Origin of the sequence: Paracoccus haematequi (assembly GCF_900631945.1) — a bacterium.
Lineage (GTDB): Bacteria > Pseudomonadota > Alphaproteobacteria > Rhodobacterales > Rhodobacteraceae > Paracoccus > Paracoccus haematequi_A.
In genome coordinates this window covers 47,136-72,016 of sequence record NZ_UZWE01000016.1, presented here as the reverse complement: position 1 = coordinate 72,016, position 24,881 = coordinate 47,136, and the positions used below count along the sequence as shown (strand labels likewise).

Genomic DNA, 24,881 nt, shown 5'->3' with positions numbered 1-24,881 from the left:
GTGTCGGTCAACGTCGTGCGGATCAAGGTTGCCTCCCATTTGGCAGCCTTGAATCAGCCAGCGATCAGTTTGGAAATCCTCAAACGTCAACACGCCCTAGCCTTCGCGTCGCGCCGTCAGGATATAGTTCACCGACAGATCGCGGTCGGACAGGCGCCAGGCGAAGCTGACCGGGTTGAAGACCATCCCCCGCCGATCCGCCACCGTCAGGCCGGCGCCTGCGGCCATGCCCGCCAGTTCGTCGGGCGTGATGAAGCGGTTCCAGTCATGGGTGCCGCGCGGCAGCCAGCGCAGGATCCACTCCGCCCCCAGGATCGCCGCGCCGAAGCTTTTCACGGTTCGGTTCAGGGTCGACAGGATCGCGATGCCGCCCGGCCGCAGCAGATCGCGGCAGGTGGCGACGAAGGCTGCGGGATCGGGCACATGTTCGACGATCTCCAGCGCCAGGACGACATCGTAGCGCTGGCCCTCGGCCACCAGGGACTCGGCCGTGGCGGCGCGATAATCGATGGCAAGCCCCTGCCCTTCGGCATGGGTCCGCGCCACGGCGATGTTGCCCTCGGCCGCGTCGGCGCCGGTCACGTCCGCGCCAAGGCGCGCCATCGGCTCGGCCACCAGGCCGCCGCCGCAGCCGATATCCAGCACCCGCAGCCCGTCGAACGGGCGCAGGCCGCGCCGGTCGCGGCCGAATTCGGCGGCGATCTGCGTGGCGATGTAATCCAGCCGCACCGGGTTCATCAGGTGCAGCGGCCGGAACTTGCCCCTGGGATCCCACCACTCGGCGGCCATCGCCTCGAACTTGGCGATCTCGGCGGGGTCGATGCTGGTGGCGGGGCTGGTCATGGTCTGGTCCTTCTGGCGGGCGGGTTCGTCTGCGCTTATATTAAGGCGATGGACCGATTGGCAGGACAAATCGCCGCATCGCACGGCCGCCTTCACCAGGGCGTCGAACCCTTCGCCCGGCACATGCTGGATGTGGGCGACGGCCACCAGATCTATGTCGAGGAAAGCGGGAATCCCGAGGGGCGCCCGGTTATCGTGCTGCATGGCGGGCCGGGCGGGGGATGCAGCCCCTTCATGCGGCGCTTCTTCGACCCCGCCCATTACCGCGCGATCCTGTTCGACCAGCGTGGCTGCGGGCGGTCCCGGCCCCAGGCCTCGGTCCATGCCAACACCACCCCGCACCTGATCGCGGATATCGAGACGATCCGCCAGACGCTGGGCCTCGAATCGATGCTGCTGTTCGGGGGAAGCTGGGGGGCGACGCTGGCCCTGGCCTATGCCCAGGCGCATCCCGGCCGGGTCACGGGACTGGTGCTGCGCGGCGTGTTCCTGGGCACCCAAGCCGAGCTTGACTGGTTCTACGGCGGCGGCGCGGGGCGGTTCTTCCCGGATCTGTGGGCGCAGTTCTGCGACCCGATCCCCGAAAGCGAGCGCGGCGATCTGATCGCGGCCTATCACAAGCGGCTGTTTTCCGACGATGCCGGGCGGCAGGGCCGCTATGCCCAGCCTTGGCTGATGTGGGAAAACGCCCTGGCCGGGCTGCAATCCTCGGCCGTCAGCCACGCGCCCCCCGATTACGCCCGCGCCTTCGCCCGGCTGGAGAATCACTATTTCACCCATCGCTGTTTCCTGGACGAGGGCCAGCTGCTGCGCGACCGCCACCGGATCGAACACCTGCCCGCCGTGATCGTGCAGGGCCGCTATGATATGGTCTGTCCGCCGCTGTCGGCCTGGCGGCTGGCACAGGGCTGGCAAGGCTGCGAATTGCGCCTGGTTCCCGCATCGGGCCATGCCCTGTCCGAACCGCGCATCACGACGGAACTGGTGCAGGTGATGGACGCGATCAGGGACAGGGACAACGCCAGAACAGTTTGACCTTGCATAATGCGCTTTTCGTGCTAAATACCGGCTCAACAGCGGCGCAGGCTTCCACCCCCTGCCCACCGGACCTTTCCGTATGGCCCGTTGTCGGGCCTTTTTTCATATCCGAAGGGATCTCATGTCGAACGATCTGATCGCCAAGACGGCCATCGACCGCCGCCTGGCCGAGATCATCGCTCCGGTGATCGAGGATCTGGGATTCGAACTGGTGCGCATCCGCCTGCAAGGCGGCAAGACGGCGACCTTGCAGATCATGGCCGACCGCCCCGAAGGCGGCATCAACGTGGACGATTGCGGCGACATTTCCGTGGCCGTCAGCGCCACCCTGGATGTCGAGGATCCGCTGGAGGACGCCTATCACCTGGAGGTTTCCAGCCCCGGCATCGACCGCCCGCTGACCCGGATCAAGGATTTCGAGACCTTCGAGGGCTATGAGGCCCGGCTGGAAACCAACCAGCCCATCGACGGGCGCAAGCGCTTCAAGGGCGTGCTGGCGGGCGTCGAGAGGGGCGAGGGCGGCGACGAGGTTCTGCTGAACATCGAGGAAGCGGGCGAAATCCAGACCATCGGGCTGCAATTCGACTGGCTGTCGGATGCGAAACTTGTCCTGACGGACGAGTTGATCCGCGAAATGCTGCGCCAGAAGAAGGAAGCGGGCATCCAGATCGACAACCTGGACGAAAGCGCTTTCGACGAGATCGAAACCGAAGACAACGACGGCGAGAACGCCGATGCCAAGGAGTGAGTGATGGCAATCACCTCTGCCAACCAGCTTGAACTGCTGCAAACCGCCGAAGCCGTCGCGCGCGAGAAGATGATCGAGCCGGAGCTGGTCATCGAGGCGATGGAGGACAGCCTCGCCCGTGCCGCCAAGTCCCGGTACGGCGCGGAAATGGACATCCGCGTCAAGATCGACCGCAAGACCGGCAACGCCACCTTCACCCGCATCCGCACCGTGGTCGAGGACGATGCGGTCGAAAACTATCAGGCGCAGCTCACCGTCGAACAGGCCCGCCCCTATCTGGCCGATCCCAAGGTCGGCGACGAGATCGTGGACCAGGTGCCCCCCGTTGAACTGGGCCGCATCGCCGCGCAATCCGCGAAACAGGTGATCCTGCAACGCGTCCGCGAGGCCGAGCGCGACCGGCAATACGAGGAATTCAAGGATCGCGCCGGGACGATCATCAACGGCATCGTCAAGCGCGAGGAATACGGCAACATCATCGTCGACGTGGGCCGGGGCGAGGCGATCCTGCGGCGCAACGAAAAGATCGGCCGCGAAAGCTATCGCCCGAACGACCGCATCCGCGCCTATGTCAAGGACGTGCGCCGCGAATCGCGCGGGCCGCAGATCTTCCTGTCGCGCACCGACCCGCAGTTCATGGCCGAGCTGTTCAAGATGGAAGTGCCGGAAATCTATGACGGGATCATCGAGATCAAGGCCGTGGCCCGCGATCCCGGTTCGCGCGCGAAGATCGCCGTGATTTCCTATGACAACAGCATCGACCCGGTGGGCGCCTGCGTGGGCATGCGCGGCAGCCGCGTCCAGGCGGTCGTGGGCGAATTGCAGGGCGAAAAGATCGACATCATCCCCTGGAACGACGACCAGGCGACCTTCCTGGTCAACGCCCTGCAACCGGCCGAGGTCAGCAAGGTCGTCTTCGACGAGGAAGCCGGCAAGATCGAGGTGGTGGTTCCCGACGAACAGCTGTCTCTGGCCATTGGCCGTCGCGGCCAGAACGTGCGCCTGGCCAGCCAGCTGACCGGCCTGGACATCGACATCCTGACCGAGGAAGAAGAATCGAAACGCCGCCAGGCCGAATTCAATGCCCGCACCCAGCTGTTCATGGACGCGCTGGATCTGGACGAATTCTTCGCGCAGCTTCTGGTGGCCGAGGGCTTCACCGACCTGGAGGAAGTGGCCTATGTCGATCTGGACGAGCTGCTGTCCATCGAAGGGGTGGACGACAGCACCGCCTCGGAATTGCAGGCCCGCGCCCGCGACGTCCTGGAAGCCAAGAACAAGGCCGCGCTTGAAAACGCCCGCGCCCTGGGCGCCGAGGACAGCCTTATTGAATTCGAGGGCCTGACCCCCCAGATGGTGGAGGCGCTGGCCAAGGACGGCGTGAAGACGCTGGAGGATTTCGCCACCTGCGCCGACTGGGAACTGGCCGGCGGCTGGACCACGGTGAACGGTCAGCGGGTCAAGGACGAGGGCCTGCTGGAACCCTTCGACGTGTCGCTGGAGGAAGCGCAGACCATGGTGATGACGGCCCGCGTCATTCTGGGCTGGGTCGATCCCGAGGAACTGAACGGCGAAGCCGAGGACGACGGCGACGACACCGACGAGGAGGCCGGGGCGTGATGCCCCGGATTTGCCCGCTTGAGTCGCGGTGGTCGCATCAAGGATCATGATCAGCCCGAAAGGCGCTGCATCGTCACCGGGGAGGTCCAGCCCAAGGCTGGACTGATCCGTTTCGTAGCCGGGCCGGATGGCACGGTCGTCCCGGATCTGGCGGAAAAGCTGCCGGGCCGGGGAATTTGGGTCAGCGCGGATCGCGCGGCCATCGACAAGGCGGCGGCCAAGGGCCTGTTCTCTCGTGCCGCCAAGGCGCCGGTCAAGGCCCCCGACAACTTGGCCGATCTGGTCGAGGCCGGGGTTGCGCGGCGGCTGGTCGAACTGGTCTCGCTGACGCGCAAGTCGGGCCGGGCGGTGGCGGGGTTCGAAAAGGTCAAGGGCTGGCTGGCCGAGGGGCGCGCGAAGGTGCTGCTGCAAGCCAGCGACGGGTCGGATCGGGGCAAGGGCAAGCTGTGGACGCCCACGGGCGGACGCTGGTTCGGCTGCCTCACCGCATCAGAATTGGGTTTGTCCTTCGGGCGCGATCATGTCATACACGGCGCGCTTGCGGCGGGTGGACTGACGGACAAGGTGATCTTGGAAGCCGGCAGACTGACGGGTCTGCGCGGGCATGACGGCAGCAATACGGCGGCCGGGAAGGAATGAAGACGCAGATGAGCGACAAAGACGGAAAATCGACCCTGGGGTTCGGCGGCAGCGGCCGTTCGGGCCAGGTCAAGCAAAGCTTCAGCCATGGCCGCACCAAGAGCGTCGTCGTGGAAACCAAACGCAAGCGCGTCGTGGTGCCCAAGCCCGGCGCGGCTCCCGCTGTGACCGACAAGGTCAAGAACCCGCTGACCGCCAAGGTTGCCAGCGATCCCTCGAAACGCCCCGCAGGCATTTCCGACGCCGAGATGGAGCGCCGGCTGAAGGCGCTTGCCGCCGCCAAGGCCCGCGAGGCTGAAGACGCCCTGGCCCGCGCCGCCGAGGAAAAGGCCCGCGAGGAAGAGCGCGAACGCCGCCGCGCCGAGATCGAGGCGAAAGAGCGCGAGGAGCGCGAGCGCGAGGAAGCCCGCAAGGCCAAGGCGGAGGAAGAAGAACGCCTGGCCCGCGAGGCCGAGGAGCTGGCCAAGCGCAAGGACGAACCGAAACCCGCCGAACGCCCAGCCCGTGCGGCCTCGGCCGCCGCCCGTCCTGCGGGCGCGCGCCCGGCTGCCCCGGATCGCGCCGCGATCGAGGCCGCGGCCTCTCGTGCCGAGAAGCCCGGCGTGGCCACGGGTCCGCGCCGCACCGACCGCGACCGCCGCGACACCGGCGGCGACAGCGACGCCAAGGCCAAGGCCAAGGCCGAGGACAGCCGCCGCACCGGCCGCCTGTCGCTGAACCAGGCGCTTGACGGCGAAGGCGGCCGCCAGCGGTCGCTGGCCGCGATGAAGCGCAAGCAGGACCGCGCCCGCCAGAAGGCGATGGGCAATGTCCGCACCGAAAAGCAGGTGCGCGACGTGCAGTTGCCCGAGACCATCGTGGTGTCGGAACTGGCGAACCGCATGGCGGAACGCGCCGCAGACGTGGTGAAGTCGCTGATGAAGATGGGCATGATGGTGTCCATCAACCAGGCCATCGACGCCGACACCGCCGAACTGGTGATCGAGGAATTCGGCCACAAGGCCGTCCGCGTGTCGGATGCCGATGTGGAACAGGTGATCGACACGGTGCAGGACCGCGAGGAAGATCTGCGGCCGCGCCCGCCGATCGTCACGATCATGGGCCATGTCGACCACGGCAAGACCTCGCTTCTGGACGCGATCCGCAAGGCCAACGTCGTCTCGGGCGAGGCGGGCGGGATCACCCAGCATATCGGCGCCTATCAGGTGACGACCGAATCCGGGGCGGTGCTGACCTTCCTGGACACGCCGGGCCACGCCGCCTTCACCTCGATGCGGGCGCGGGGCGCGCAGGTCACCGATATCGTGGTGCTGGTGGTTGCCGCCGATGACGCGGTGATGCCGCAGACCATCGAGGCGATCAACCACGCCAAGGCCGCCAAGGTACCGATGATCGTGGCGATCAACAAGATCGACAAGCCCTCGGCCGATCCCGACCGGGTGCGCACCTCGCTGCTGCACCAAGAGGTCGTGGTCGAGAAGATGTCCGGCGACGTGCAGGATGTCGAGGTCTCGGCCAAGACCGGCCAGGGCCTGGACGAACTGCTGGAAGCCATCGCGTTGCAGGCGGAAATCCTGGAACTGCGCGCCAATCCCGACCGCGCCGCCCAGGGCGCCGTGATCGAGGCGCAGCTTGACGTGGGCCGCGGCCCGGTCGCCACCGTCTTGGTCCAGAACGGCACGCTGAAGCGCGGCGACATCTTCGTCGTGGGCGAACAGTGGGGCAAGGTCCGGGCGCTTATCAACGACAAGGGCGAGCGCGTCGATTCCGCCGGTCCCTCGGTCCCGGTCGAGGTTCTGGGCCTGGACGGCACCCCTGCCGCCGGCGACGTGCTGAACGTGGTCGAGACCGAGGCCCAGGCGCGCGAGATCGCGGATTACCGCATCCAGCAGACCAAGGACAAACGCGCCGCCGCCGGTGCCGCGACCACGCTGGAACAGCTGATGGCCAAGGCCAAGGCGGATGAAAGCGTGTCCGAACTGCCGGTGGTCGTGAAGGCCGACGTGCAGGGCTCGGCCGAGGCCATCGTCCAGGCGCTGGAAAAGATCGGCAACGACGAGGTGCGCGTCCGCGTGCTGCATTACGGCGTCGGCGCGATCACCGAATCCGATGTCGGCCTGGCCGAGGCCAGCAAGGCCCCGGTGATCGGCTTCAACGTCCGCGCCAATGCCCCGGCCCGCAATTCGGCCAACCAGAAGGGGGTCGAGATCCGCTATTACTCGATCATCTACGACCTGGTGGACGACATCAAGGCGGCGGCCTCGGGCCTGCTGTCGAACGAGGTGCGCGAGAACTTCATCGGCTATGCCGAGATCCGCGAGGTCTTCAAGGTCACCGGCGTCGGCAAGGTCGCGGGCTGCCTGGTGACCGAGGGCGTGGCGCGCCGGTCGGCGGGCGTGCGCCTGCTGCGCGACAACGTGGTGATCCACGAAGGCACACTGAAGACGCTGAAGCGCTTCAAGGACGAGGTGAAGGAAGTCATTTCGGGCCAGGAATGCGGCATGGCCTTCGAGAATTACGACGATATCCGCCAAGGCGACATCATCGAGATCTTCGAACGCGAGGAGGTCGAGCGCACGCTGTAAGCGGCGCTTGCCTTGTCCCATGGAAAAAGGGGCGGCCATCGCGGCCGCCCCTTTCACTTTGCCCGTCGTGGTGCGTCGGGTGTCAGCGCGTCACCGGTTTTCCCTCGAAGGTGCGCGCGCCAATGCGGACGACCATGTTCCCGTTCGGGGCAAGACCTTCGAAAAGCCCCTGGACGAGAATATGGCTGCCGATTGAGATCGTGCGAATCATGTCAAGCCCTCTTGTTCCCTCTGGGTTCAGGCTGTCACGAAATTGTTCAGAAGGAATTAACGATGCGGCAATCTACGACATTTTGGGGGCAGATTATGGAAAGGGGGCGGAAATTGCGGCCTTAAAGCCACATTTGTAACATCGGGATCAGCGGGATGTCGGCGGGCGGCATGGGATAATTGCGCAAATCCCTGGCCCGCACCCAAGCCAGTTGCTGCCCCTCCTGCGGCCGGACGATCCCCGACCAGCGACGGCAGGCGAAGACCGGCATCAGCAGGTGGAAATCGTCATAGCCGTGGCTGGCAAAGGTCAGCGGCGCCAGGCAAGAGGTCCAGGTGTCGATGCCCAGTTCCTCGTGCAGTTCCCGGATCAGCGCCGCCTCGGGCGTTTCGCCCGGCTCGACCTTGCCGCCGGGGAATTCCCAAAGGCCCGCCATGGACTTGCCTTCCGGGCGCTGCGCCAGAAGCACACGCCCGTCGGTGTCGATCAGCGCGACGGCGGCGACAAGGACGGTTTTCACCTGCGCGTCTCCGACACGGCTTTCACGACCGGTAATCGGCGTTGATGTCGATGTAGCCATGGGTCAGGTCGCAGGTCCAGACGGTCCGCGCCCCCTGCCCCAGCCCCAGATCCACCGCGATCACCAGATCCTGGTTCTTCATATAGGCGCTGGCCGCGGCTTCGTCATAGTCGGGCGAACGCCAGCCGTCCTGGGCCAGGATCATGTCGCCGAAGCGGATGGTCAGCCGGTCGCGGTCGGTCTGCGCCCCGGACTTGCCGACGGCGGCGACGATCCGGCCCCAGTTCGCGTCCTCGCCGGCGATGGCGGTCTTGACCAGCGGCGAATTGGCGATGGCCATGGCGACCTTGTGGGCGTCCGCATCCGAAGCCGCGCCCGTCACCCGGATCTCGACGAATTTGGTCGCGCCCTCGCCGTCGCGGACGACAAGCTGCGCCAGCTCTCGCATCACGCCGTGCAGGGCCGTGACGAAAGCCGCGCCGACGCCGCTGTCCAGCGTGGTGATCGGGGTCGCGTCGCTGCGTCCGGTCGCGGCCAGGATCAGCGCATCGGAGGTCGAGGTGTCGCTGTCCACCGTGATCGCGTTGAAGGTCGTGTCCAGCCCCGAGGACAGCGCCCGCTGCAACAAAGGCGCGGCGATGGCGGCGTCGGTGAAGACATAGACCAGCATCGTCGCCATGTCCGGCGCGATCATCCCCGACCCCTTGGCGATCCCGGCGATGCGGATCGGACCGCCCTCGCCTTCGATCACCGCCGAGGCGCCCTTGGGGAAGGTGTCGGTGGTCATGATCGCGCGCGCCGCATCCGCGATGCCGCCTGCATCCAGCGAGGCCGCCAGATCGCCGATGATGGCGATGATCCGGTCATGGGGCAGCGGTTCCCCGATCACCCCGGTCGAGGAGGAAAACACCCGCGCCGCCGGGACGCCGGTGGCCTGGGCGACGGCGCCGGTCACCGCATCGACCGATTCCTGGCCGCGCGCGCCGGTAAAGGCGTTGGCATTGCCGGAATTGACGATGATCGCCGCGCCTTCGGGCGCATCGCCGCCCTGCGCCAGCTTGGCCTGGTTGTCCAGCACGCAGGCCGCGCGGGTTGACGACTTGGTGAACGCCCCCGCGACCGTCGAACCCGGCGCGATGCGGATCAGCGTCACGTCGGTGCGGCCCTGGTATTTCACGCCCGCCGCGCCGCTGGCGAATTCGACGCCCGCGATCACCGGCAGGTCGGGAAAGCGCGCGGGCGCCAGCGGCGATACGGGAAGCCCGGCCTTGCCCATCACTCGGCCTCCAGCAGGTCGGTCTTGGACAGCCAGGCGGGGTCGATGCCCTCGGTCTTCTCGACGGTGGCGGCGGCGGTCAGGCGCTGGATTTCCGCCTGCACCTTGTCGCGCAGCACCATCTGGCTGATCTGGTCGCGCACCTGGTCCAGCGGCGGGACATCGCGCAGGCGCGTGTCGTTCAGCTTGATGATATGCCAGCCGAATTCGGTCTGCACGGGATCCGAGATCTGGCCCTTGTCCATTCCGGCCACCGCATCGGCAAAGGGCTTGACCATCTGGTCGGCGGCAAACCAGCCCAGGTCGCCCTTGTTCGGTCCGCTGGGCCCGGTCGAGCTTTGTTCGGCCAGCGTCCCGAAATCGGCGCCGCCATCCAGTTCCGCCTTGATCTCGCGCGCCTTTTCCTCGGAATCGACCAGGATATGGGCGGCGGAATATTCGGTCACCGGCTCGGCCTGGGCGAACAGCCCGTCATAGGCGGCCTGGATTTCCTGATCAGTGGGCTGGGCCTTCGCCACCTCGGCAATGGCAGAGGCGGCCAGGGTGTTGCGCCGCTGGATTTCCAGCTGGGCGCGAACGCCCGCGCTTTCCTTGCCTGCGGCGGCGACGGCGGTCTGCTGGATCAGCTGGTCCAGCATCATCTCGTACAGCGCGCCGTCGCCCAGTTCGGCCATCTGCGGATCCTGGCTGGCGGCCTCTTTCATCACGATCATCTCGCCCAGAGTGATGGGCGTGCCGTCGACGGTGGCCACGACCGTATCCGCGCCCTTGTCCTGCGCCATGGCCGCAATCGGCAGCGCCGTGGCCAGAAGCGCGGCCAGAATCGAGGTCTTCAGCATGGGGATCCCTTCGCTTGTTCCGCCCGCAGATCCGGGCCAGCGTTGACAGTGGGGCAGGCGAGGCATAGATCCCGGTCCAACTCCGTGGAAGGCGCCGCCGCCGCTTTCGTTCAGGCCCCTGATACGGCAATGCGGCAGGTCGCGGCAAGTAGGCCCGGCCGCGAGCGCCTTTCCCAACAACGTGATTGCGAAGGTAACATGCTCGGCATCGGAAATCTGGCGAAGAAGGTCTTTGGAAGCCCTAACGACCGCAAGGTCAAGGGAACGCGCGGGCTGGTGGCCCGGATCAATGCGCTGGAGGATCAGTTCCGGTCGCTGAGCGACGAACAGCTGATCGACAAGACCCGCGAGTTCCAGGGCCGCGTGGCATCGGGCGAAAGCCTGGACGACATCCTGCCCGAAGCCTTCGCCAACTGCCGCGAGGGCGCGCGCCGCGCCCTGGGCCTGCGGGCCTTCGACACGCAGCTGATGGGCGGCATCTTCCTGCACCAGGGCAATATTGCCGAGATGAAGACCGGCGAGGGCAAGACCCTGGTCGCCACCTTCCCGGCCTATCTGAACGCGCTGACCGGCAAGGGCGTCCATATCGTCACGGTCAACGACTATCTGGCGAAACGCGACGCCGACTGGATGGGCAAGGTGTTCCGGCAGTTGGGCATGACCACCGGCGTGGTCTATCCGTTCCAGGCGGAACCCGAAAAGCGCGCCGCCTATGCCGCCGACGTGACCTATGCCACCAACAACGAGCTGGGCTTCGACTATCTGCGCGACAACATGAAGGGCAGCGTCGAGGAAATGGTCCAGCGCGGCCACAACTTCGCCATCGTGGACGAGGTGGACAGCATCCTGATCGACGAGGCGCGCACGCCGCTGATCATTTCCGGCCCCAGCCAGGACCGCAGCGAACTGTATGTGACGCTGAACCAGTATATCCCGCTGCTGACGGAAGAGCATTACAAGCTGGACGAAAAGACGCGCAACGCCACCTTTACCGAGGAAGGCAACGAATTTCTGGAGCGTCGTCTGCAAGCCGACGGCATCCTGCCCGAGGGGCAGACGCTCTATGACCCGGAATCGACCACCATCGTCCACCACGCGAACCAGGCCCTGCGCGCCTGGAAGCTGTTCAACAAGGACCAGCACTACATGGTCCGCGACGGCGAGGTGATGCTGATCGACGAATTCACCGGCCGGATGATGAAGGGCCGCCGCCTGTCCGACGGGCTGCACCAGGCCATCGAGGCCAAGGAAGGCGTCGAAATCCAGCCCGAGAACGTGACCCTGGCCAGCGTGACCTTCCAGAACTATTTCCGGCTCTACGGCAAGCTGGCGGGCATGACCGGCACGGCCGCCACCGAGGCCGAGGAATTCGCCGAGATCTACAAGCTGGGCGTGGTCGAGGTTCCGACCAATCGCGGCATCGCGCGGGTCGACGAACATGACCGCGTCTACCGCACCGCGGCCGAGAAATACGCCGCCGTGATCGAGGCCATCAAGGAGGCCCATGCCAAGGGACAGCCGACCCTGGTCGGCACCACCAGCATCGAGAAATCGGAAATGCTGTCCGAGATGCTGAAGAAGGCGGGCATCCCCCACAACGTCCTGAACGCCCGCCAGCACGAGGCCGAGGCCCAGATCGTCGCCGACGCGGGCAAGCCCGGCGCCGTCACCATCGCCACCAACATGGCCGGGCGCGGCACCGACATCCAGTTGGGCGGCAATGTCGAGATGAAGGTGATGGAAGCGCTGAAGGCGGACCCCGAGGCGAACCCCGACGACCTGCGCGCCCGGATCGAGGCCGAACACGCCGCCGACAAGGAAAAGGTACTGGCCTCGGGCGGGCTGTTCGTGCTGGGCACCGAACGCCACGAATCCCGCCGGATCGACAACCAGCTGCGCGGCCGGTCCGGCCGCCAGGGCGATCCGGGCCGGTCGCTGTTCTTCCTGTCGCTGGACGACGACCTGATGCGGATCTTCGGGTCCGAACGGCTGGACAAGGTGCTGTCCACGCTGGGCATGAAGGAAGGCGAGGCGATCATCCACCCCTGGGTCAACAAGTCGCTGGAACGCGCCCAGGCCAAGGTGGAAGGCCGCAACTTCGACATCCGCAAGCAATTGCTGAAATTCGACGACGTGATGAACGATCAGCGCAAGGCGATCTTCAGCCAGCGGCGAGAGATCATGGACAGCACCGAGGTCGGAGAGATCGCGGCCGACATGCGCCATCAGGTGATCGACGATCTGGTGGACGAATTCATGCCGCCGAAATCCTATCCCGAACAATGGGATCTGGACGGGCTGAAGACCGCGATCCGCGAACGCCTGAACATGAATCTGCCCGTCGCCGACTGGGCGGCCGAGGAAGGCGTGGACCAGGACGCCATCCGCGAACGCATCGAACAGGCGACCGACACCTATCAGGCCGACAAGGCGGCGGCCTTCGGCGCCGAAAACATGCGCAACATCGAAAAGCAGGTTCTGTTGCAGATGATCGACCAGAAATGGCGCGACCACCTGCTGACGCTGGAACATCTGCGGTCGGTCGTGGGTTTCCGCGGCTATGCGCAGCGCGATCCCCTGTCGGAATACAAGACCGAGGCCTTCCAGCTGTTCGAGACGATGCTGGACAGCCTGCGCTTCGACGTGACGCAGCGCTTGGCGCAGATCCGTCCCCTGACCGATGCCGAGCGCGAGGAGATGCTGCGCCAGATGGCCCAGCAGCAGCAGGCCGCGCAAGAGCATCTGACGATGGAACACGGCGCCGAGCGGCAGTCCCAGGACGACGCGGACAAACCCGCCCCGCTGGTCCAGGGCTTCGACGAACAGAACCCCGCCACTTGGGGCAACCCGTCGCGCAACGACCCTTGCCCCTGCGGTTCCGGCAAGAAGTTCAAGCATTGCCACGGCGCGATCTGACGCGCCGCGACGGCCCTAATCAAGCTGCGCGGGAAGCCCCCAGCCGCGCAGCAACTCCCCTGCCGCCATCGGCTTCTTCCCCGACCGTTGCGCTTCCAGCACCTCGACCGCGCCGCTGCCGCAGGCGACGGTGAATCCGTCCAGCACCTGACCCGGCCTCCCCTGCCCCGCAGCCATGCGGCTGCGCAACAGCTTCACCCGCTCGCCGCCGATCTCGCACCAGGCGCCGGGAAAGGGCGACAATCCCCGGATCAGGCGGTCCACCTCGGCGGCGGGACGCGTCCAGTCGACCCGCGCCTCGGCCTTGTCGATCTTGGCGGCATAGGTCACGCCCTTGTCGGGCTGAGGCACGGCAGGCAGGGGCAGGCGGTCCAGCACATCGACGATCAGGCCCGCCCCCATCGCCGCCAGCCGGTCGTGCAGATCGGCGGTGGTCTCCTCGGCCCCGATCGCCGTGCGCGCCTTGGCCAGCACCGGGCCGGTATCCAGCCCGGCCTCCATCTGCATGATGGCGACGCCGGTTTCCGCGTCGCCCGCCATCACCGCCCGGTGGATCGGCGCCGCCCCCCGCCATCGCGGCAGCAGCGAGGCGTGGATGTTCAGGCAGCCCAACCGGGGCGCTTCCAGCACCGGCTGCGGCAGGATCAGCCCATAGGCCGCCACCACCGCCACATCCGCGCCCAAGGCCGAAAAGGCCGCCTGTTCGTCCGCATCCCGCAGCCGCAACGGCGTCCGCACCTCGATCCCCAGTTCTTCCGCCGCCGCCTGAACCGCCGAAGGGCGTGGCCTCTGCCCCCGCCCCGCCGCGCGCGGCGGCTGGGAATAGACCGCCGCCAGTTCATGCCGCGCGGCGATCGCCCGCAACGCCGGCACCGAAAAATCCGGCGTCCCCATGAAGATCACGCGCATCCTGCCCTCATCTTCTGTGTCCAAATATCCTCGGGGGGTCCGGGGGGCGAAGCGCCCCCGGCCTTGTCACCGCCGCGCCAGCTTGCCCGATTTCGCAACCAGCATCTTGCGGCGCAAGGGCGACAGGTGATCGACATACATCCGCCCGTCCAGATGATCGATCTGATGCTGAACGCTGGTCGCCCACAGGCCCACGAAATCGCGGTCTTCGACCTCTCCGGCGTCGTTCAGGAACCGCACCGTCACCGCGCGCGGGCGGCTGACAGGGGCCGAGACGCCGGGCAGGTTCGGGCTGGCCTCGTCATGGCTGCGGAACTGGACGCTGGCATGCAGGATCTCGGGGTTCGCCATCCGCACCGCCTGACCGCGTTTGTCGGATGCGTCCACCACCGCCAGGCGCAGCATGATGCCGATCTGCGGCGCAGCCAGACCCACGCCCGGCATCGCCTCCATCGTGTCCACCATGTCGTCCCAGATCATGCGGACGGTCTCGGTCACGGCCTTGACCCGCTCGGCCGGGACATGCAGGCGGCGGTCGTGATAGGGCAGGAAGGCGCGAACGGTCATTCCAGGACATCCAGGATCAGGCGGCCATCCAGATGGTCGGCCTCGTGCTGGGCGATGCGCGCCTCGGCCCCGGTCAGCAACCGGCGATGATGCGCGCCGTCCAGATCGTACCAGCCGACCTCGACCGCGACGGGGCGGCTGACGGGCACCGGCCGGTCGGGGATCGACAGGCAGCGTTCCACCGCCTCCTCCCTCGCGTCCGAACAGGCCACGATCTCGGGGTCCAGCAACGCCAGGGGGACCGGCGCGCCGTCCTTCCATCCGGCATCCATGACAAAGATCCGGCGCAGGACGCCCAGTTGCGGCGCGGCCAGCCCCCGCCCGCCAGCGGCATACATCGTCGCCAGCAGGTCGCGGACCAGCTGCCGCGCCTCGGCATGGGTCAGATCCCCGGCGGGTGCGCAACGGTTCCGCAGAACCGGATCGGGATACAGGACGATGGGCAGGACGCGCCCGCCCCCGGTATCGCCCTCGGCGGCGGGCAGGAATGGTCCGGGGATCGATGGCCCGGTGTCAGGCACGGCCCTTTTCCCGCTTCAGCTTGACCATCCTGCGGGTGATCATCTGCCGCTTGATGGCCGAGAGGTGGTCGATGAACAGGATGCCGTCCAGGTGGTCCAGTTCGTGCTGGGCGCAGGTCGCCCACAGCCCGTCGAATTCCTGCTCATGGGTCTTGCCGTCCAGCCCCAGCCACCGCAGCCTGACCTGCCTGGGGCGGGTCACGTCGGCATATTGGTCGGGAATGGACAAGCAGCCTTCCTCATAAGTGTTCGGCTCTTCCGAGGTCCAGGTGATCTCGGGATTGACCAGCACCATCGGGCGGCGCTCGGCCTCGGGGTCGCGGGTCGCGTCCATCACGAAAACGCGCGACAGCACCCCCACCTGCGGCGCGGCCAGCCCCACGCCAGGCGCGTCATACATCGTCGCCAGCATGTCGGCGGCCAGCGTCTCGATCTCGGGCGTGATGCGGGCCACGGGTTCGCAGACCTTTTTCAGGCGCGGATCGGGATGGATCAGGATGGGGCGCAGGCTGCTCATGCCCTGCGATTTAGGGCAAGGCTTCACCATAAGCAACAAGCGGCGTATGCAGGGGAAAACAGCGGCAGGCAGAAGCATGAGCAATCCCGACTTCGACGAAATCATCGACCGCGTGGGCACCGGATGTTCCAAATGGGACGACATGCAGGCGTCCTATGGCGTGTCGCCGGACGATGGTGGCTTGGCGATGTGGGTGGCGGACATGGATTTCCGCCCGCCCGCCGCCGTCCAGCGTGCGGTGGAACAGGTGGCGGCCCATGGGATCTACGGCTATCCCGGCGCCAATCCCGCCTATCTCGAGGCGATCCGCTGGTGGATGGAACAGCGCCACGGCTGGCGGGTCGACACCGACTGGATCCTGACCTGCGCGGGGCTGGTCAACGGGGTGGCGATGGCGCTGGACGCCTATACCCGGCCGGGCGACGGGGTGATCGTGATGTCGCCGGTCTATCACGCCTTCGCTCGCGTGATCCGGGCATCGGGGCGGCAGCTGGTCGAGCTGCCGCTGGCGCGCCAGGACGGGCTCTACCGCATGGACTGGCCCGCGTGGGAAGCCGGCTTGACCGGCCGGGAAAGGATGCTGATCCTGTGTTCGCCCCACAATCCCGGCGGGCGTGTCTGGACGGCGCAGGAACTGCGCGAGGTCGGGGATTTCTGCATCCGCCACGACCTGATCCTGGTTTCCGACGAAATCCATTGCGACCTGGTGATGCCCGGCCACCGCCACAGCGTCACCGCGACCGCCTGCCCCGACATCGCCGACCGGCTGGTGACGCTGACCGCCGCCACCAAGACCTTCAACATCGCGGGCGCCCATATCGGCAACGCCATCATTGCCGACCCGGCGCTGCGCGACCGCTTCAGGGGGGCGCTGATGGCCCGCGGCATCTCGCCCGGCCTGTTCGGCATGGACATGGTGGCCGCCGCCTATTCGCCCGAAGGCGCGGCCTGGGTCGATGCGCTTGTCGATTACCTCGACGGCAACCGGCGGCTGTTCGACGATGGCATCGCCGCGATCCCCGGCCTGCGGTCGATGCCCTTGCAGGCCACCTATCTGTCCTGGGTCGATTTCGCGGGCACCGGGATGGAGCCTGCCGAGTTCACCGCCCGCGTGGAAAAGACCGCCCGCATCGCCGCCAACCACGGCGCGACCTTCGGCACCGGCGGCGAATCCTTCCTGCGTTTCAACATCGCCACCCCCCGCGCCAGGGTGGCCCAGGCGGTCGAACGCCTGCAACAGGCCTTCGCCGACCTGCAATGAGACTGCTCGCGCGCCTGTTCTCGGCCCTGACGCTGCTCATTCTGCTGGCGGCGGCCTGGCTGATGCTGGCGCCCCGCCCCGCACCTGTCCCGCCCGTTCCGCCGGTGGCGGGGCCGCTGATCGGCCCGGTCGATCACATCGAGATCCGGAAATCCGCCCGCCGCATGACGGCCTTCCGCGAGGGCCGGGCGCTGAAGACCTATCGCATCGCGCTTGGTTTCGCGCCCGATGGCGACAAGGTGCGGCAGGGCGATGGCCGCACGCCCGAAGGCCGCTTCACCATCAATCGAGTGAACCCCGGCAGCGCCTATCACCTGTCGCTGGGCCTGGATTACCCGCGCCCGCAGGATCGTGCGCGGGCGATGGCAGCCGGGGTCGATCCCGGCGGCGACATCTTCATACACGGCCAACCCAACGAACGCACCGACGGTGAAACCCTGCCCGGCGACTGGACGGCGGGCTGCATCGCGGTATCCGATGCCGAGATCCGCGAACTCTATGCCGCCGCCCGGATCGGCACGACGGTGGAAATCCTGCCCTAGCCTGTTCACCTTTGCCCAAATATCCCACGGGGGTCCGGGGGTGTGAAACCCCCGGCACCGCGTTGCAATCCCGCGTCCACGCGATCATATAGGGGCCGCAAACCCGAACAGCCCGAAGGCACCCTGCGCATGGTCTATCTGGATTTCGAAAAGCCGCTTGCCGACATCGAAGGCAAGGCCGAGGAGCTTCGCGCCCTGGCCCGCAAATCCGAAAACACCGTGGATGTAGAAAAAGAGGCGGCGGCGCTGGACAAGAAATCCGGCGACCTGCTGCGCGATCTCTACAAATCGCTCGACCCCTGGCGCAAGACCCAGGTGGCCCGCCATCCCGACCGCCCGCATTGCCGCGACTATATCGAGGCGCTGTTCACCGAATACACGCCCCTGGCGGGCGACCGGGCCTTCGGCGACGACCATGCGGTGATGGGCGGCCTGGCGCGCTTCGACGACGCGCCCTGCGTGGTGATCGGACACGAAAAGGGCAACGACACCAAGACCCGCATCCAGCACAATTTCGGCATGGCCCGCCCCGAGGGATACCGCAAGGCGATCCGGCTGATGGATCTGGCGCATCGCTTCAAGCTGCCGGTCATCACGCTGGTCGATACGCCCGGCGCCTATCCCGGCAAGGGCGCCGAGGAACGCGGGCAGTCCGAGGCCATCGCCCGCTGCACCCAGAAATGCCTGGAGATCGGCGTGCCGCTGGTCAGCGTCATCATCGGCGAGGGCGGGTCGGGCGGCGCGGTGGCCTTCGCCACCGCAAACCGCATCGCCATGCTTGAACATTCGATCTATTCGGTGATCTCGCCCGAGGGCTGCGCCTCGATCCTGTGGAAGGACGCCGAACGGATGCGCGAGGCGGCCGAGGCGCTGCGCCTGACCGCCCAGGATCTGAAAAAACTGGACGTGATCGACCGCATCATCCCCGAACCCGTGGGCGGCGCGCAGCGCGACCCCGGCGCGGCCATCGCGGCGGTGGGCCAGGAAATCGCCGCGATGCTGGCCGAACTCAAGGGCAAGAAGCCCGCCGAGCTGATCAAGGACAGGCGGCAGAAATTCTTGGACATGGGATCGAAAAGCCTGGCCTGACGCCCGTCACCACAGGGTCGCGGCGGCCCGCCCCGGCCATTCGGCGTCATAGGCCGCCCCGCCGACAGCCCCCTCGGTCATGTTGGCCAGGATCTGTCCGGGCGTGGGCAAGCCCCGGCTGTCGTCGATGCCCGACCACAGCCCGGCGCGGATCACCGCGCGGGCGCATTGGAAATACACCTCGGCGATCCGCACGACGATGACGGTGCGGGGCAGCTTGCCCTGATGGGACAGGCTGTCGCGCAGGGCGTCGTCGTCCGTGACGCGGGCATGGCCGTTCACGCGGATCGCATTGCCCGATCCGCGCACCAGGAACATCAGGCTGACGCGCCCGTCGCGCAGGATGTTGCGCAGCGAATCGATGCGGTCGTTGCCGCGCCAGTCGGGCAGCGCCAGATGCCGGTCGTCCAGGGCACGGACAACAGGGCCGTCATCGCCGCGCGGGCTGCCGTCCGTGCCCTCGGGTCCGACGGTTGTCAGCACGCAGAACCGCGACCGGGCGATGAAGGCGGCATAGTCCGGGGTCAGCCGGTCGGCCACCTTGCGCAGCGATGTCGCGCCGGGTGTGCCATAGATCGCTTCAAGATCGCCCGGTTCCAGCCAGTTCATGCGTAAACCCCGCCTCGGCCATCAGCCGGTCTGAATGAGTCTCGACCTCGGCCTCCAGCCGGGGAATGAAGCCTTCGGCCGGAACCTCGGCCGGGATGACCGGCAGGAACTCGACCACGGCGCGGCCGGGGCGGATGCCCCAGCCCTTGCGGGGCCAGAACAGGCCGGTATTCACCGCGACCGGCACCACCGGCAGGCCGGTGCCCGCGCGGATCGTGCTGACGCCGTGCTTGTAGGGGCGGCGTTCGCCCGGCCGGGTGCGGGTGCCCTCGGGATAGATGATCAGCTGGCCCAGCCCCTCGCCCGCGATCCGCCGGTTGATCTCGGCCGAGATGGCGCGCATGGCGTCGCGGCCGCGCGCGCGGTCGATGGGGATGCAGCCGACCTTCCAAGCATACCAGCCCATGATCGGCACATGCTTCACCTCGCGCTTCATGATGAAGGCGCGGCGAGGGGCGGCATGGGCGATCACCAGGATGTCCAGAAAGCACTGGTGCTTGGCGGCGATGATGCAGTCGTCGACCGGAGGGGTGCCGCGAATCTCGCAGGTCAGGCCCAGATGCAGGCGCGCGGCCCACAGCATGTATCCGATCCAGCGGGTCGCCACGCGGTTCGCGCCCGCCCGGCCGTCGCGCAGCAGCGCGGGCAGGCCCAGCAGCCCGATCACGACGGTCGCAAGCGCGACATGCAGATAATAGAGCGCGTTCTGCACATATTGCCACGGCGTCAGCGGGCCGGGCACGGGCGATTGCGCCCGTCCGCCTTCTGCCGGCTGGCTCATCGAACCGCTCCCAGCATCTTCAGCGCCGCCCAGCGGGTCGCCAGAAAGCCGACGGCGGCGGCCACGACCGGGATCAGCAGCGGCAGCAGCCAGCCCCAGCCCTGGAAGCCAAGCCCAGTCAGGAACCCGCCCGCCGCGTCCATGCCGGGCAGCAGGGCGATGCCCGCCATGCCGAACAGCGTGCCGACCGTGGCGCCCACCGCCGCGCGCTTGGTGAAACGCCGCACGAAAGCCGTGGCGATGGTGATGTCGCGCGCGCCGATCAGCCGCAGCACCCGGATCACCTGCCCGTTCGCCGCAAGCGCCGCCTTGGCCGCCAGCGTGATCATCGAGGCCGACGCCGCCGCGATCAGCAGCAACGACACGACGCCCAGCATCCGCAGCCGGTTCGCGGCCGTCACCAGCGGGCGGCGCCATTCGGTATGATCGTCCAGAACGGCGCCGGGCGCCTCGGCCTCCAGCCGCAGGCGCAGGCCCTCGGCGTCGAAGTCGTCGCCCGCGATGGGCAGGTCGATCAGCGCGGGCACCGGCAGCGCATCGACCGGCATGTCGGGACCGAACCAGGGGGTCAGAAGCCCGGCGACCTCATCGGGGGGCAGCAGGCGCGGCTGGCCCGCGCCGGGCGTCGTGGACAGAACCTGCATCGCGGCCTGGGTGCGGGCGTCCTGTTCGGCGGACGAGGCGCTGACCCGCACCGTCACCGACCCCGCAAGCTCACCGGCCCAGCGGTCGGCCAGCCGCCCCGTCGCCAGCGACAGGGCCAGGGCGAAGACCGCCAGGAACGCCATGGCGCCTGCGGAAAACAGCGTCAGTTGCGCGGTGAACCCGGTCGGCGGCACGATCCGGTCGCCCGACCCGCCGTCGCGCATCAGCCCCTGCCACAGCGCCCTCAGATTCAGCGCCCGAAATTCCGTCCGTCTCACAGATCCGCCCCTGCCAGCTGCAATGTTGCGTTCGCGATCCGCAGCACGCGGGCCGCGACCTGCGCCTTGGTCGCGCGGATCAGGTTCAGGTCATGGGTGGCGACCAGCACGGTCTTGCCCGACTTGTTCAACTCGATCAGCAGCTGCATCAGCCGGACCGACATGTCCCAATCCAGGTTGCCGGTGGGTTCGTCCGCCAGCACCAGGTCGGGCGACAGGATCACCGCGCGGGCCAGGGCCGCGCGCTGGCGTTCACCGCCCGACAGGGATGGCGGCATCGCGCGGGCGTGCTGGGACAGGCCCACCCAGCCCAGCAGGTCGCGCAGCGCCGCCATGTCCACCGCCTGGCCCGAGACCGACAGCGGCAGCGCCACGTTCTCGGCCACCGGCAGATGATCCAGGAACTGCGTGTCCTGGTGGACCACGCCCACCCGGCGGCGCAGATCGGAAATGCCGTCGCGGGTCAACTGCCGCACATCGTCGCCGAACGCCGTCATCTGCCCCGAGGTCGGCAGCAGGTCGGCATAGCACAGCCGCAGCAGCGTCGTCTTGCCCGACCCCGACGGGCCGGTCAGGAAATGGAACATGCCCGGCTGCAAGGTCAGCGTCATGTTCGACAGCAGCTCGGCCCCCCCGTGATAGCCGAAGCCGACATCCCGCATCTCGATCAAGCGCAACCCCCTTGTTCCTTCGGTGCCCGGCTTGGAACCCGGCCCCGCGCTTGATAGAACAGCCACAAGGCGAATGCGAGGGGTCGGAATGGCGGAAATACGGTTGATCTGTCCCGGTTGCGCGGCCGAATACCGCGTGCCCGACACGGCCATCCCACCCGAGGGGCGAGAGGTCGAGTGCAGCGCCTGCGGCAAGATCTGGCACGGCACGGCACGGCAGGATCCGGGCGATCTGCCGTCCCTGCCCGCCGCCCAGCCGCCCGCAGACCTGCCTCCGCTGAGCCGCCGCCTGCCCGACAGCGTGCTGGAAATCCTGAGGGGCGAGGTCGAACACGAACGCCGCGCCCGCGCGGCCGAGGATGGCGAGGCCGCCCCAGGCGTCCCCCGCGCGGCCGCCGATCCCGAATGGCCCGCGACGACCATCACCCGGCATTTCGACGCCAAACCCGCCGACGCCGCGCTGCCGGATCTGCCGGATCCTTTGCCGCCCGCCATTGAACAGCCAGGCGAAGCCCGCCCAACCCCCGCCCCGGTCCACGCCCCGGTGCCGATGGTCAGCGAACCCGCCCCTGCCCGCAGGCCGGGCGGCTATGGCATGGGCTTCGGGCTGGCGGTGATGCTGGCCGGGGGCGTGGTGGCCCTGTATCTGCTGGCGCCCCGGCTGGCCGATCAAGGGGGACTTGGCGACGGGCTGATGCAGCTTCGGGCCAGCCTGGACGGGGCGCGGCTGTGGTTGCAGGATCGCGCGGCCACGCTGGTCCGCTGATCAGAACCGATCCAGCAGCCGTCCCAAGTAATCGCGTTCGTCCTGCGGACGTTCCGGCTGGCCAGTGCGGCGGCGGATTTCGTCCAGCAGATCGCGCGCACGGCGGGCCGGATCGACGCCCTCGGCCAGCGGATCGCCCCCCGCGATGACATTGCCGTTACCGTCGCGCTGACGGCCCAGGGGATCCAGCGTCGGACGCTGGCCAAAGCTTTGTCCTTCCCCGGCGCGATCACCGCCGCCAGGCCGCTGACCATCCTCGCCCCGGCCTTGCTGACCTTGTTGGCCCTGCTGGCCTTGCTGCTGGGCCATCATGTCGCCAAGCGCCCGCATCCCTTCGCGCATCGACTGGATCGCATCGGCCTGACGCTGCAAGGCGCCGCCGGTATCGCCCTCGCGCAAGGCGCGTTCGGCATCCTCCATGGCGCGGCCCGCTTCATCCAACTGCCGCCGCGCCTGGTCACCGCCAGGCGATCCCTGGCCCGGCAACAGTCCCTGCTGCTGGCCCAGATCCTCGCGCAGCTGCCGCTGCCGGTCGGCCAGTCCCTGCGCGTCGGGCGAGGGCTGCCCCATCTGGCCCTGGCCGAACTGTTCCTGCATGTCGCGGAAGGCTTCGTCCGACAGGCGCTGCTGCTCGCGCAGCGTATCGGCCAGCCGGTTCATCGGCTGGTTGCCGCTGCTGCCCTGCTGACCCTCGCCCCCCTGACCCTGACGGACCTGGAGGTTTTCCATCATGCGGTTGAACTGTTCCAGCAATTCCTGGGCCTCGGCCATCCGGCCCTCGTTCATCAGGCGCTGGATTTCGTCCATCATCTGCTGGATCTGGTCGCCGGTGATCTGTTGGCTTGGCTGGTCCCTGGTAAAGCGTTCGGACGGATCCTGCTGGTTCTGCTGCGCCAGCATGTCGGTATAGGCGTCCGTCGCCTCTTTCAGTTCGTCCATCAGCCGCTGGATTTCGTCGGGACTGGCACCGTTGCGGATCGCCTCGGACAGCTTCTGCTGGGCCTGGCGCATCCGTTCCAAGGCATCCGACAGCCCGCCATCCTCCAACTGGATCGCGGCCTGCCACAGCGCCTCGGCCAGGTCGTCGCGCAGCTTGTCGCTCAGGGCCGGGCCTTCCAGCAGGTTCACGGCGCCGCGCAGTTGCAGATACAGGGGACGTTCGACGAACCCTTCGGGCTGCCAGGTGACGGCTAGCAGGATCTCGGCGCTGCGGCCGGCATTGCCGCGCGACCACAGCAGGTCGCGCCGCATCTCGATCAGCGCGGCGGCCAAGGGATTGAAGAAGCGCCGCCCCGGCAGGACGGTGTGCATGGGCTGCGCCTCGCCCAGCTGATCGATCCCGTCGACGGCGCGCAGGCTGACGCTGACCGGCAGATTCGCCCAGGGGTGGCGCGACAGGTCCTCGGTCAACTGACCCTTGACCTGATGGCGGTCGCCGCGCGGCAGCGGCAGGACCAGTTCGACCGCCGGGCGCGGCTCGGGATCGATGGACAGACCGAAGCGGCGGTCCACCGCGGGCAAGTCCAGCGCGATCACCGCCTGACCCGAAGCAACGCCGTGATCGTCGCTGGCCTCGAAATCCTGCACCAACCGACCGTCCGCGCGGCGCACCGGCGCCGCCCCGGCGCGGATCACCGGCGCGTTGTCGGGCAGCACGGTCACGTCGAAACGCCGCCCCGCGACCTCGATCACGCCCGATGCCTCGGCCCGGAAACCGGGCGCCTGCGGATCCTCGCCCACCGCCGGGCCGATGTCCTGGGTCACCGTCACCCCGCCGCCATACAGACGAAAGGTCACGGCGCTGCCCTTGGGCAGTTCCAGCACCTGCCCCTCGGCCAGGGCGTTCAGATAGATCGTCGGGCGGCGGGTATAGGCGGGCGGCTCGGCCCAGCCCTCCCAGCTTGGCCCGGCTGGGACCGCATTGGTCGCCACCGGCCGCGATACGGTCGCGGCCAGGGCCTGGATCCCCTGCCCCATCTGGGCCGCGCCGCCGAAGACCATCGCCATAGCCAGGGCCACCAGCCCGGCCAGCCGCAGCGCAAAGGGATCGCGCCGCGCCAGCCCGGCATCGGGACGCACCGCCCGCGCCTGCGCCGCACGAGCCTGCATCTGCGCCAGATGCGCCTGCCACAGCGCGCCCTCGCCGCCGACGGCCGCACGGTCCGACAGCGCCGCCAAGGGCCGCCCCGGCAGGGTCCGGTCCAGGCGGTCCACCGCATCGGCCATGCGCACCCGGCGGAACCGCATCCCGCCCCGGATCGCGGTCCACAGCAGCATCAGCACCACGGCCCCGGCCAGCCAGGGCAGCACCGGCCCCGGCACCGCGGCAACGACGCCCAGGGCGAAAGCCGCGAACACAGCGGCCAGTGCCGTGCCCAGCGGCCAGAAAGCGCGGGCCGCCTGCTCCCACACCATCCCCCAGCGGGTCAGACGAAGGGCGCGTGCGACCGGTCCCATCTTCTGTGCGAAAATATCCTCGGGGGTCCGGGG

24 protein-coding genes are annotated in these 24,881 nt (G+C 67.9%); 10 read left to right on the top strand and 14 right to left on the bottom strand.

Going from position 1 to position 24,881, the window contains the following annotated elements:
• Positions 1 to 96: 96 nt before the first annotated feature.
• Positions 97 to 843, bottom strand: a complete 747-nt coding sequence (gene ubiG / locus PARHAE_RS01650) for a bifunctional 2-polyprenyl-6-hydroxyphenol methylase/3-demethylubiquinol 3-O-methyltransferase UbiG (protein ID WP_126152865.1) — start codon at positions 841 to 843, stop codon at positions 97 to 99.
• A 48-nt stretch (positions 844 to 891) separates the two neighbouring features.
• Here ubiG and pip point away from each other — a divergent pair, with 48 nt between their 5' ends.
• The 5 genes from pip (at position 892) to infB (ending at position 7,473) form a co-directional block, all read left to right on the top strand.
• Complete coding sequence (gene pip / locus PARHAE_RS01645) at positions 892 to 1,878, top strand: prolyl aminopeptidase (protein WP_126152864.1); 987 nt, start codon at positions 892 to 894, stop codon at positions 1,876 to 1,878.
• 124 nt (positions 1,879 to 2,002) lie between these two features.
• Positions 2,003 to 2,629, top strand: a complete 627-nt coding sequence (rimP, locus tag PARHAE_RS01640) for a ribosome maturation factor RimP (RefSeq protein ID WP_126152863.1) — start codon at positions 2,003 to 2,005, stop codon at positions 2,627 to 2,629.
• A gap of 3 nt (positions 2,630 to 2,632) precedes the next feature.
• The gene (nusA, locus tag PARHAE_RS01635; protein ID WP_126152862.1) at positions 2,633 to 4,249 is read left to right on the top strand and encodes a transcription termination factor NusA; all 1,617 of its coding nucleotides are present in this window, start codon (positions 2,633 to 2,635) and stop codon (positions 4,247 to 4,249) included.
• A gap of 18 nt (positions 4,250 to 4,267) precedes the next feature.
• Positions 4,268 to 4,888, top strand: coding sequence for an RNA-binding protein (locus PARHAE_RS01630; protein WP_126152861.1), 621 nt, complete (start codon positions 4,268 to 4,270; stop codon positions 4,886 to 4,888).
• A gap of 8 nt (positions 4,889 to 4,896) precedes the next feature.
• Positions 4,897 to 7,473, top strand: a complete 2,577-nt coding sequence (gene infB, locus PARHAE_RS01625; protein WP_126152860.1) for a translation initiation factor IF-2 — start codon at positions 4,897 to 4,899, stop codon at positions 7,471 to 7,473.
• Positions 7,474 to 7,555: 82 nt separating this feature from the next.
• Here infB and PARHAE_RS21845 read toward each other — a convergent pair whose 3' ends face one another.
• From PARHAE_RS21845 to PARHAE_RS01610, 4 genes are all read right to left on the bottom strand, one after another.
• Positions 7,556 to 7,684, bottom strand: a complete 129-nt coding sequence (locus tag PARHAE_RS21845) for a hypothetical protein (protein ID WP_277600623.1) — start codon at positions 7,682 to 7,684, stop codon at positions 7,556 to 7,558.
• Between the two features lie 121 nt (positions 7,685 to 7,805).
• Positions 7,806 to 8,204 carry an 8-oxo-dGTP diphosphatase MutT gene (mutT, locus tag PARHAE_RS01620; protein WP_241232630.1) on the bottom strand — a complete coding sequence of 133 codons (399 nt, stop codon included), beginning with the start codon at positions 8,202 to 8,204 and terminating at the stop codon, positions 7,806 to 7,808.
• Positions 8,205 to 8,226: 22 nt separating this feature from the next.
• On the bottom strand, positions 8,227 to 9,480 hold the full coding sequence (gene argJ, locus PARHAE_RS01615; RefSeq protein WP_126152870.1) for a bifunctional glutamate N-acetyltransferase/amino-acid acetyltransferase ArgJ: 1,254 nt from the start codon (positions 9,478 to 9,480) through the stop codon (positions 8,227 to 8,229).
• A complete protein-coding gene (locus tag PARHAE_RS01610; RefSeq protein WP_241232629.1) occupies positions 9,480 to 10,319 on the bottom strand; it encodes a peptidylprolyl isomerase in 840 nt (279 codons plus the stop codon). Before PARHAE_RS01610 ends, argJ begins: the two co-directional genes overlap by 1 nt.
• A gap of 198 nt (positions 10,320 to 10,517) precedes the next feature.
• On the opposite strand from PARHAE_RS01610, the gene secA reads away from it, so the two are divergent.
• Positions 10,518 to 13,235 carry a preprotein translocase subunit SecA gene (gene secA / locus PARHAE_RS01605; RefSeq protein ID WP_126152857.1) on the top strand — a complete coding sequence of 906 codons (2,718 nt, stop codon included), beginning with the start codon at positions 10,518 to 10,520 and terminating at the stop codon, positions 13,233 to 13,235.
• A 15-nt stretch (positions 13,236 to 13,250) separates the two neighbouring features.
• On the opposite strand, the gene fmt is transcribed toward secA, so the two are convergent.
• The 4 genes from fmt to def (PARHAE_RS01585) form a co-directional block, all read right to left on the bottom strand.
• Positions 13,251 to 14,144 carry a methionyl-tRNA formyltransferase gene (gene fmt / locus PARHAE_RS01600; RefSeq protein ID WP_126152856.1) on the bottom strand — a complete coding sequence of 298 codons (894 nt, stop codon included), beginning with the start codon at positions 14,142 to 14,144 and terminating at the stop codon, positions 13,251 to 13,253.
• Between the two features lie 66 nt (positions 14,145 to 14,210).
• Positions 14,211 to 14,711 carry a peptide deformylase gene (def, locus tag PARHAE_RS01595; RefSeq protein WP_126152855.1) on the bottom strand — a complete coding sequence of 167 codons (501 nt, stop codon included), beginning with the start codon at positions 14,709 to 14,711 and terminating at the stop codon, positions 14,211 to 14,213.
• Positions 14,708 to 15,232 carry a peptide deformylase gene (locus PARHAE_RS01590; protein ID WP_241232628.1) on the bottom strand — a complete coding sequence of 175 codons (525 nt, stop codon included), beginning with the start codon at positions 15,230 to 15,232 and terminating at the stop codon, positions 14,708 to 14,710. Before PARHAE_RS01590 ends, def (PARHAE_RS01595) begins: the two co-directional genes overlap by 4 nt.
• Entirely contained in the window at positions 15,225 to 15,749 is a 525-nt protein-coding gene (gene def / locus PARHAE_RS01585; RefSeq protein WP_126152854.1) for a peptide deformylase, read from the bottom strand. The genes PARHAE_RS01590 and def (PARHAE_RS01585) overlap by 8 nt, the downstream gene beginning before the upstream one ends.
• A gap of 76 nt (positions 15,750 to 15,825) precedes the next feature.
• Between def (PARHAE_RS01585) and PARHAE_RS01580 the strand changes: the two genes are divergently transcribed.
• The 3 genes from PARHAE_RS01580 to PARHAE_RS01570 all read left to right on the top strand — a co-directional run bounded on the left by PARHAE_RS01580 (position 15,826) and on the right by PARHAE_RS01570 (position 18,641).
• Complete coding sequence (locus PARHAE_RS01580) at positions 15,826 to 17,010, top strand: MalY/PatB family protein (RefSeq protein ID WP_126152853.1); 1,185 nt, start codon at positions 15,826 to 15,828, stop codon at positions 17,008 to 17,010.
• Positions 17,007 to 17,552, top strand: a complete 546-nt coding sequence (locus PARHAE_RS01575) for a L,D-transpeptidase family protein (protein WP_126152852.1) — start codon at positions 17,007 to 17,009, stop codon at positions 17,550 to 17,552. The genes PARHAE_RS01580 and PARHAE_RS01575 overlap by 4 nt, the downstream gene beginning before the upstream one ends.
• Before the next feature lie 129 nt (positions 17,553 to 17,681).
• Complete coding sequence (locus tag PARHAE_RS01570; protein ID WP_126152851.1) at positions 17,682 to 18,641, top strand: acetyl-CoA carboxylase carboxyltransferase subunit alpha; 960 nt, start codon at positions 17,682 to 17,684, stop codon at positions 18,639 to 18,641.
• A 6-nt stretch (positions 18,642 to 18,647) separates the two neighbouring features.
• On the opposite strand, the gene PARHAE_RS01565 is transcribed toward PARHAE_RS01570, so the two are convergent.
• The 4 genes from PARHAE_RS01565 to PARHAE_RS01550 are packed head-to-tail and all read right to left on the bottom strand — an operon-like array spanning position 18,648 to position 21,625.
• Positions 18,648 to 19,250 carry a pyridoxamine 5'-phosphate oxidase family protein gene (locus PARHAE_RS01565; RefSeq protein WP_126152850.1) on the bottom strand — a complete coding sequence of 201 codons (603 nt, stop codon included), beginning with the start codon at positions 19,248 to 19,250 and terminating at the stop codon, positions 18,648 to 18,650.
• Positions 19,222 to 20,031, bottom strand: a complete 810-nt coding sequence (locus tag PARHAE_RS01560; RefSeq protein WP_126152849.1) for a lysophospholipid acyltransferase family protein — start codon at positions 20,029 to 20,031, stop codon at positions 19,222 to 19,224. The genes PARHAE_RS01565 and PARHAE_RS01560 overlap by 29 nt, the downstream gene beginning before the upstream one ends.
• Positions 20,028 to 20,900: a cell division protein FtsX gene (locus tag PARHAE_RS01555; RefSeq protein ID WP_206436840.1), complete on the bottom strand. Its 873-nt coding sequence runs from the start codon at positions 20,898 to 20,900 to the stop codon at positions 20,028 to 20,030. The genes PARHAE_RS01560 and PARHAE_RS01555 overlap by 4 nt, the downstream gene beginning before the upstream one ends.
• A gap of 50 nt (positions 20,901 to 20,950) precedes the next feature.
• Positions 20,951 to 21,625, bottom strand: coding sequence for a cell division ATP-binding protein FtsE (locus PARHAE_RS01550; protein ID WP_126152868.1), 675 nt, complete (start codon positions 21,623 to 21,625; stop codon positions 20,951 to 20,953).
• 88 nt (positions 21,626 to 21,713) lie between these two features.
• On the opposite strand from PARHAE_RS01550, the gene PARHAE_RS21305 reads away from it, so the two are divergent.
• Positions 21,714 to 22,391, top strand: a complete 678-nt coding sequence (locus PARHAE_RS21305) for a zinc-ribbon domain-containing protein (RefSeq protein ID WP_241232627.1) — start codon at positions 21,714 to 21,716, stop codon at positions 22,389 to 22,391.
• Here PARHAE_RS21305 and PARHAE_RS01540 read toward each other — a convergent pair whose 3' ends face one another.
• On the bottom strand, positions 22,392 to 24,848 hold the full coding sequence (locus PARHAE_RS01540) for a DUF4175 domain-containing protein (RefSeq protein WP_241232626.1): 2,457 nt from the start codon (positions 24,846 to 24,848) through the stop codon (positions 22,392 to 22,394).
• Positions 24,849 to 24,881 lie beyond the last annotated feature (33 nt).

Bases quoted from the DNA above. Each gene is read 5' to 3' on its own strand.
- PARHAE_RS01560 (WP_126152849.1), bottom strand. From the start codon at position 20,031: ATGAGCCAGCCGGCAGAAGGCGGACGGGCGCAATCGCCCGTGCCCGGC.
- PARHAE_RS01610 (WP_241232629.1), bottom strand. From the start codon at position 10,319: ATGCTGAAGACCTCGATTCTGGCCGCGCTTCTGGCCACGGCGCTGCCG.
- PARHAE_RS01575 (WP_126152852.1), top strand. From the start codon at position 17,007: ATGAGACTGCTCGCGCGCCTGTTCTCGGCCCTGACGCTGCTCATTCTG.
- pip (WP_126152864.1), top strand. From the start codon at position 892: ATGGACCGATTGGCAGGACAAATCGCCGCATCGCACGGCCGCCTTCAC.
- PARHAE_RS21305 (WP_241232627.1), top strand. From the start codon at position 21,714: ATGGCGGAAATACGGTTGATCTGTCCCGGTTGCGCGGCCGAATACCGC.
- PARHAE_RS01540 (WP_241232626.1), bottom strand. From the start codon at position 24,848: ATGGGACCGGTCGCACGCGCCCTTCGTCTGACCCGCTGGGGGATGGTG.
- rimP (WP_126152863.1), top strand. From the start codon at position 2,003: ATGTCGAACGATCTGATCGCCAAGACGGCCATCGACCGCCGCCTGGCC.
- def (WP_126152855.1), bottom strand. From the start codon at position 14,711: ATGACCGTTCGCGCCTTCCTGCCCTATCACGACCGCCGCCTGCATGTC.
- infB (WP_126152860.1), top strand. From the start codon at position 4,897: ATGAGCGACAAAGACGGAAAATCGACCCTGGGGTTCGGCGGCAGCGGC.
- nusA (WP_126152862.1), top strand. From the start codon at position 2,633: ATGGCAATCACCTCTGCCAACCAGCTTGAACTGCTGCAAACCGCCGAA.
- PARHAE_RS01580 (WP_126152853.1), top strand. From the start codon at position 15,826: ATGAGCAATCCCGACTTCGACGAAATCATCGACCGCGTGGGCACCGGA.
- PARHAE_RS01555 (WP_206436840.1), bottom strand. From the start codon at position 20,900: ATGCGCGACGGCGGGTCGGGCGACCGGATCGTGCCGCCGACCGGGTTC.
- argJ (WP_126152870.1), bottom strand. From the start codon at position 9,480: ATGGGCAAGGCCGGGCTTCCCGTATCGCCGCTGGCGCCCGCGCGCTTT.
- PARHAE_RS21845 (WP_277600623.1), bottom strand. From the start codon at position 7,684: ATGATTCGCACGATCTCAATCGGCAGCCATATTCTCGTCCAGGGGCTT.
- ubiG (WP_126152865.1), bottom strand. From the start codon at position 843: ATGACCAGCCCCGCCACCAGCATCGACCCCGCCGAGATCGCCAAGTTC.
- fmt (WP_126152856.1), bottom strand. From the start codon at position 14,144: ATGCGCGTGATCTTCATGGGGACGCCGGATTTTTCGGTGCCGGCGTTG.
- PARHAE_RS01570 (WP_126152851.1), top strand. From the start codon at position 17,682: ATGGTCTATCTGGATTTCGAAAAGCCGCTTGCCGACATCGAAGGCAAG.
- PARHAE_RS01565 (WP_126152850.1), bottom strand. From the start codon at position 19,250: ATGAACTGGCTGGAACCGGGCGATCTTGAAGCGATCTATGGCACACCC.
- def (WP_126152854.1), bottom strand. From the start codon at position 15,749: ATGAGCAGCCTGCGCCCCATCCTGATCCATCCCGATCCGCGCCTGAAA.
- secA (WP_126152857.1), top strand. From the start codon at position 10,518: ATGCTCGGCATCGGAAATCTGGCGAAGAAGGTCTTTGGAAGCCCTAAC.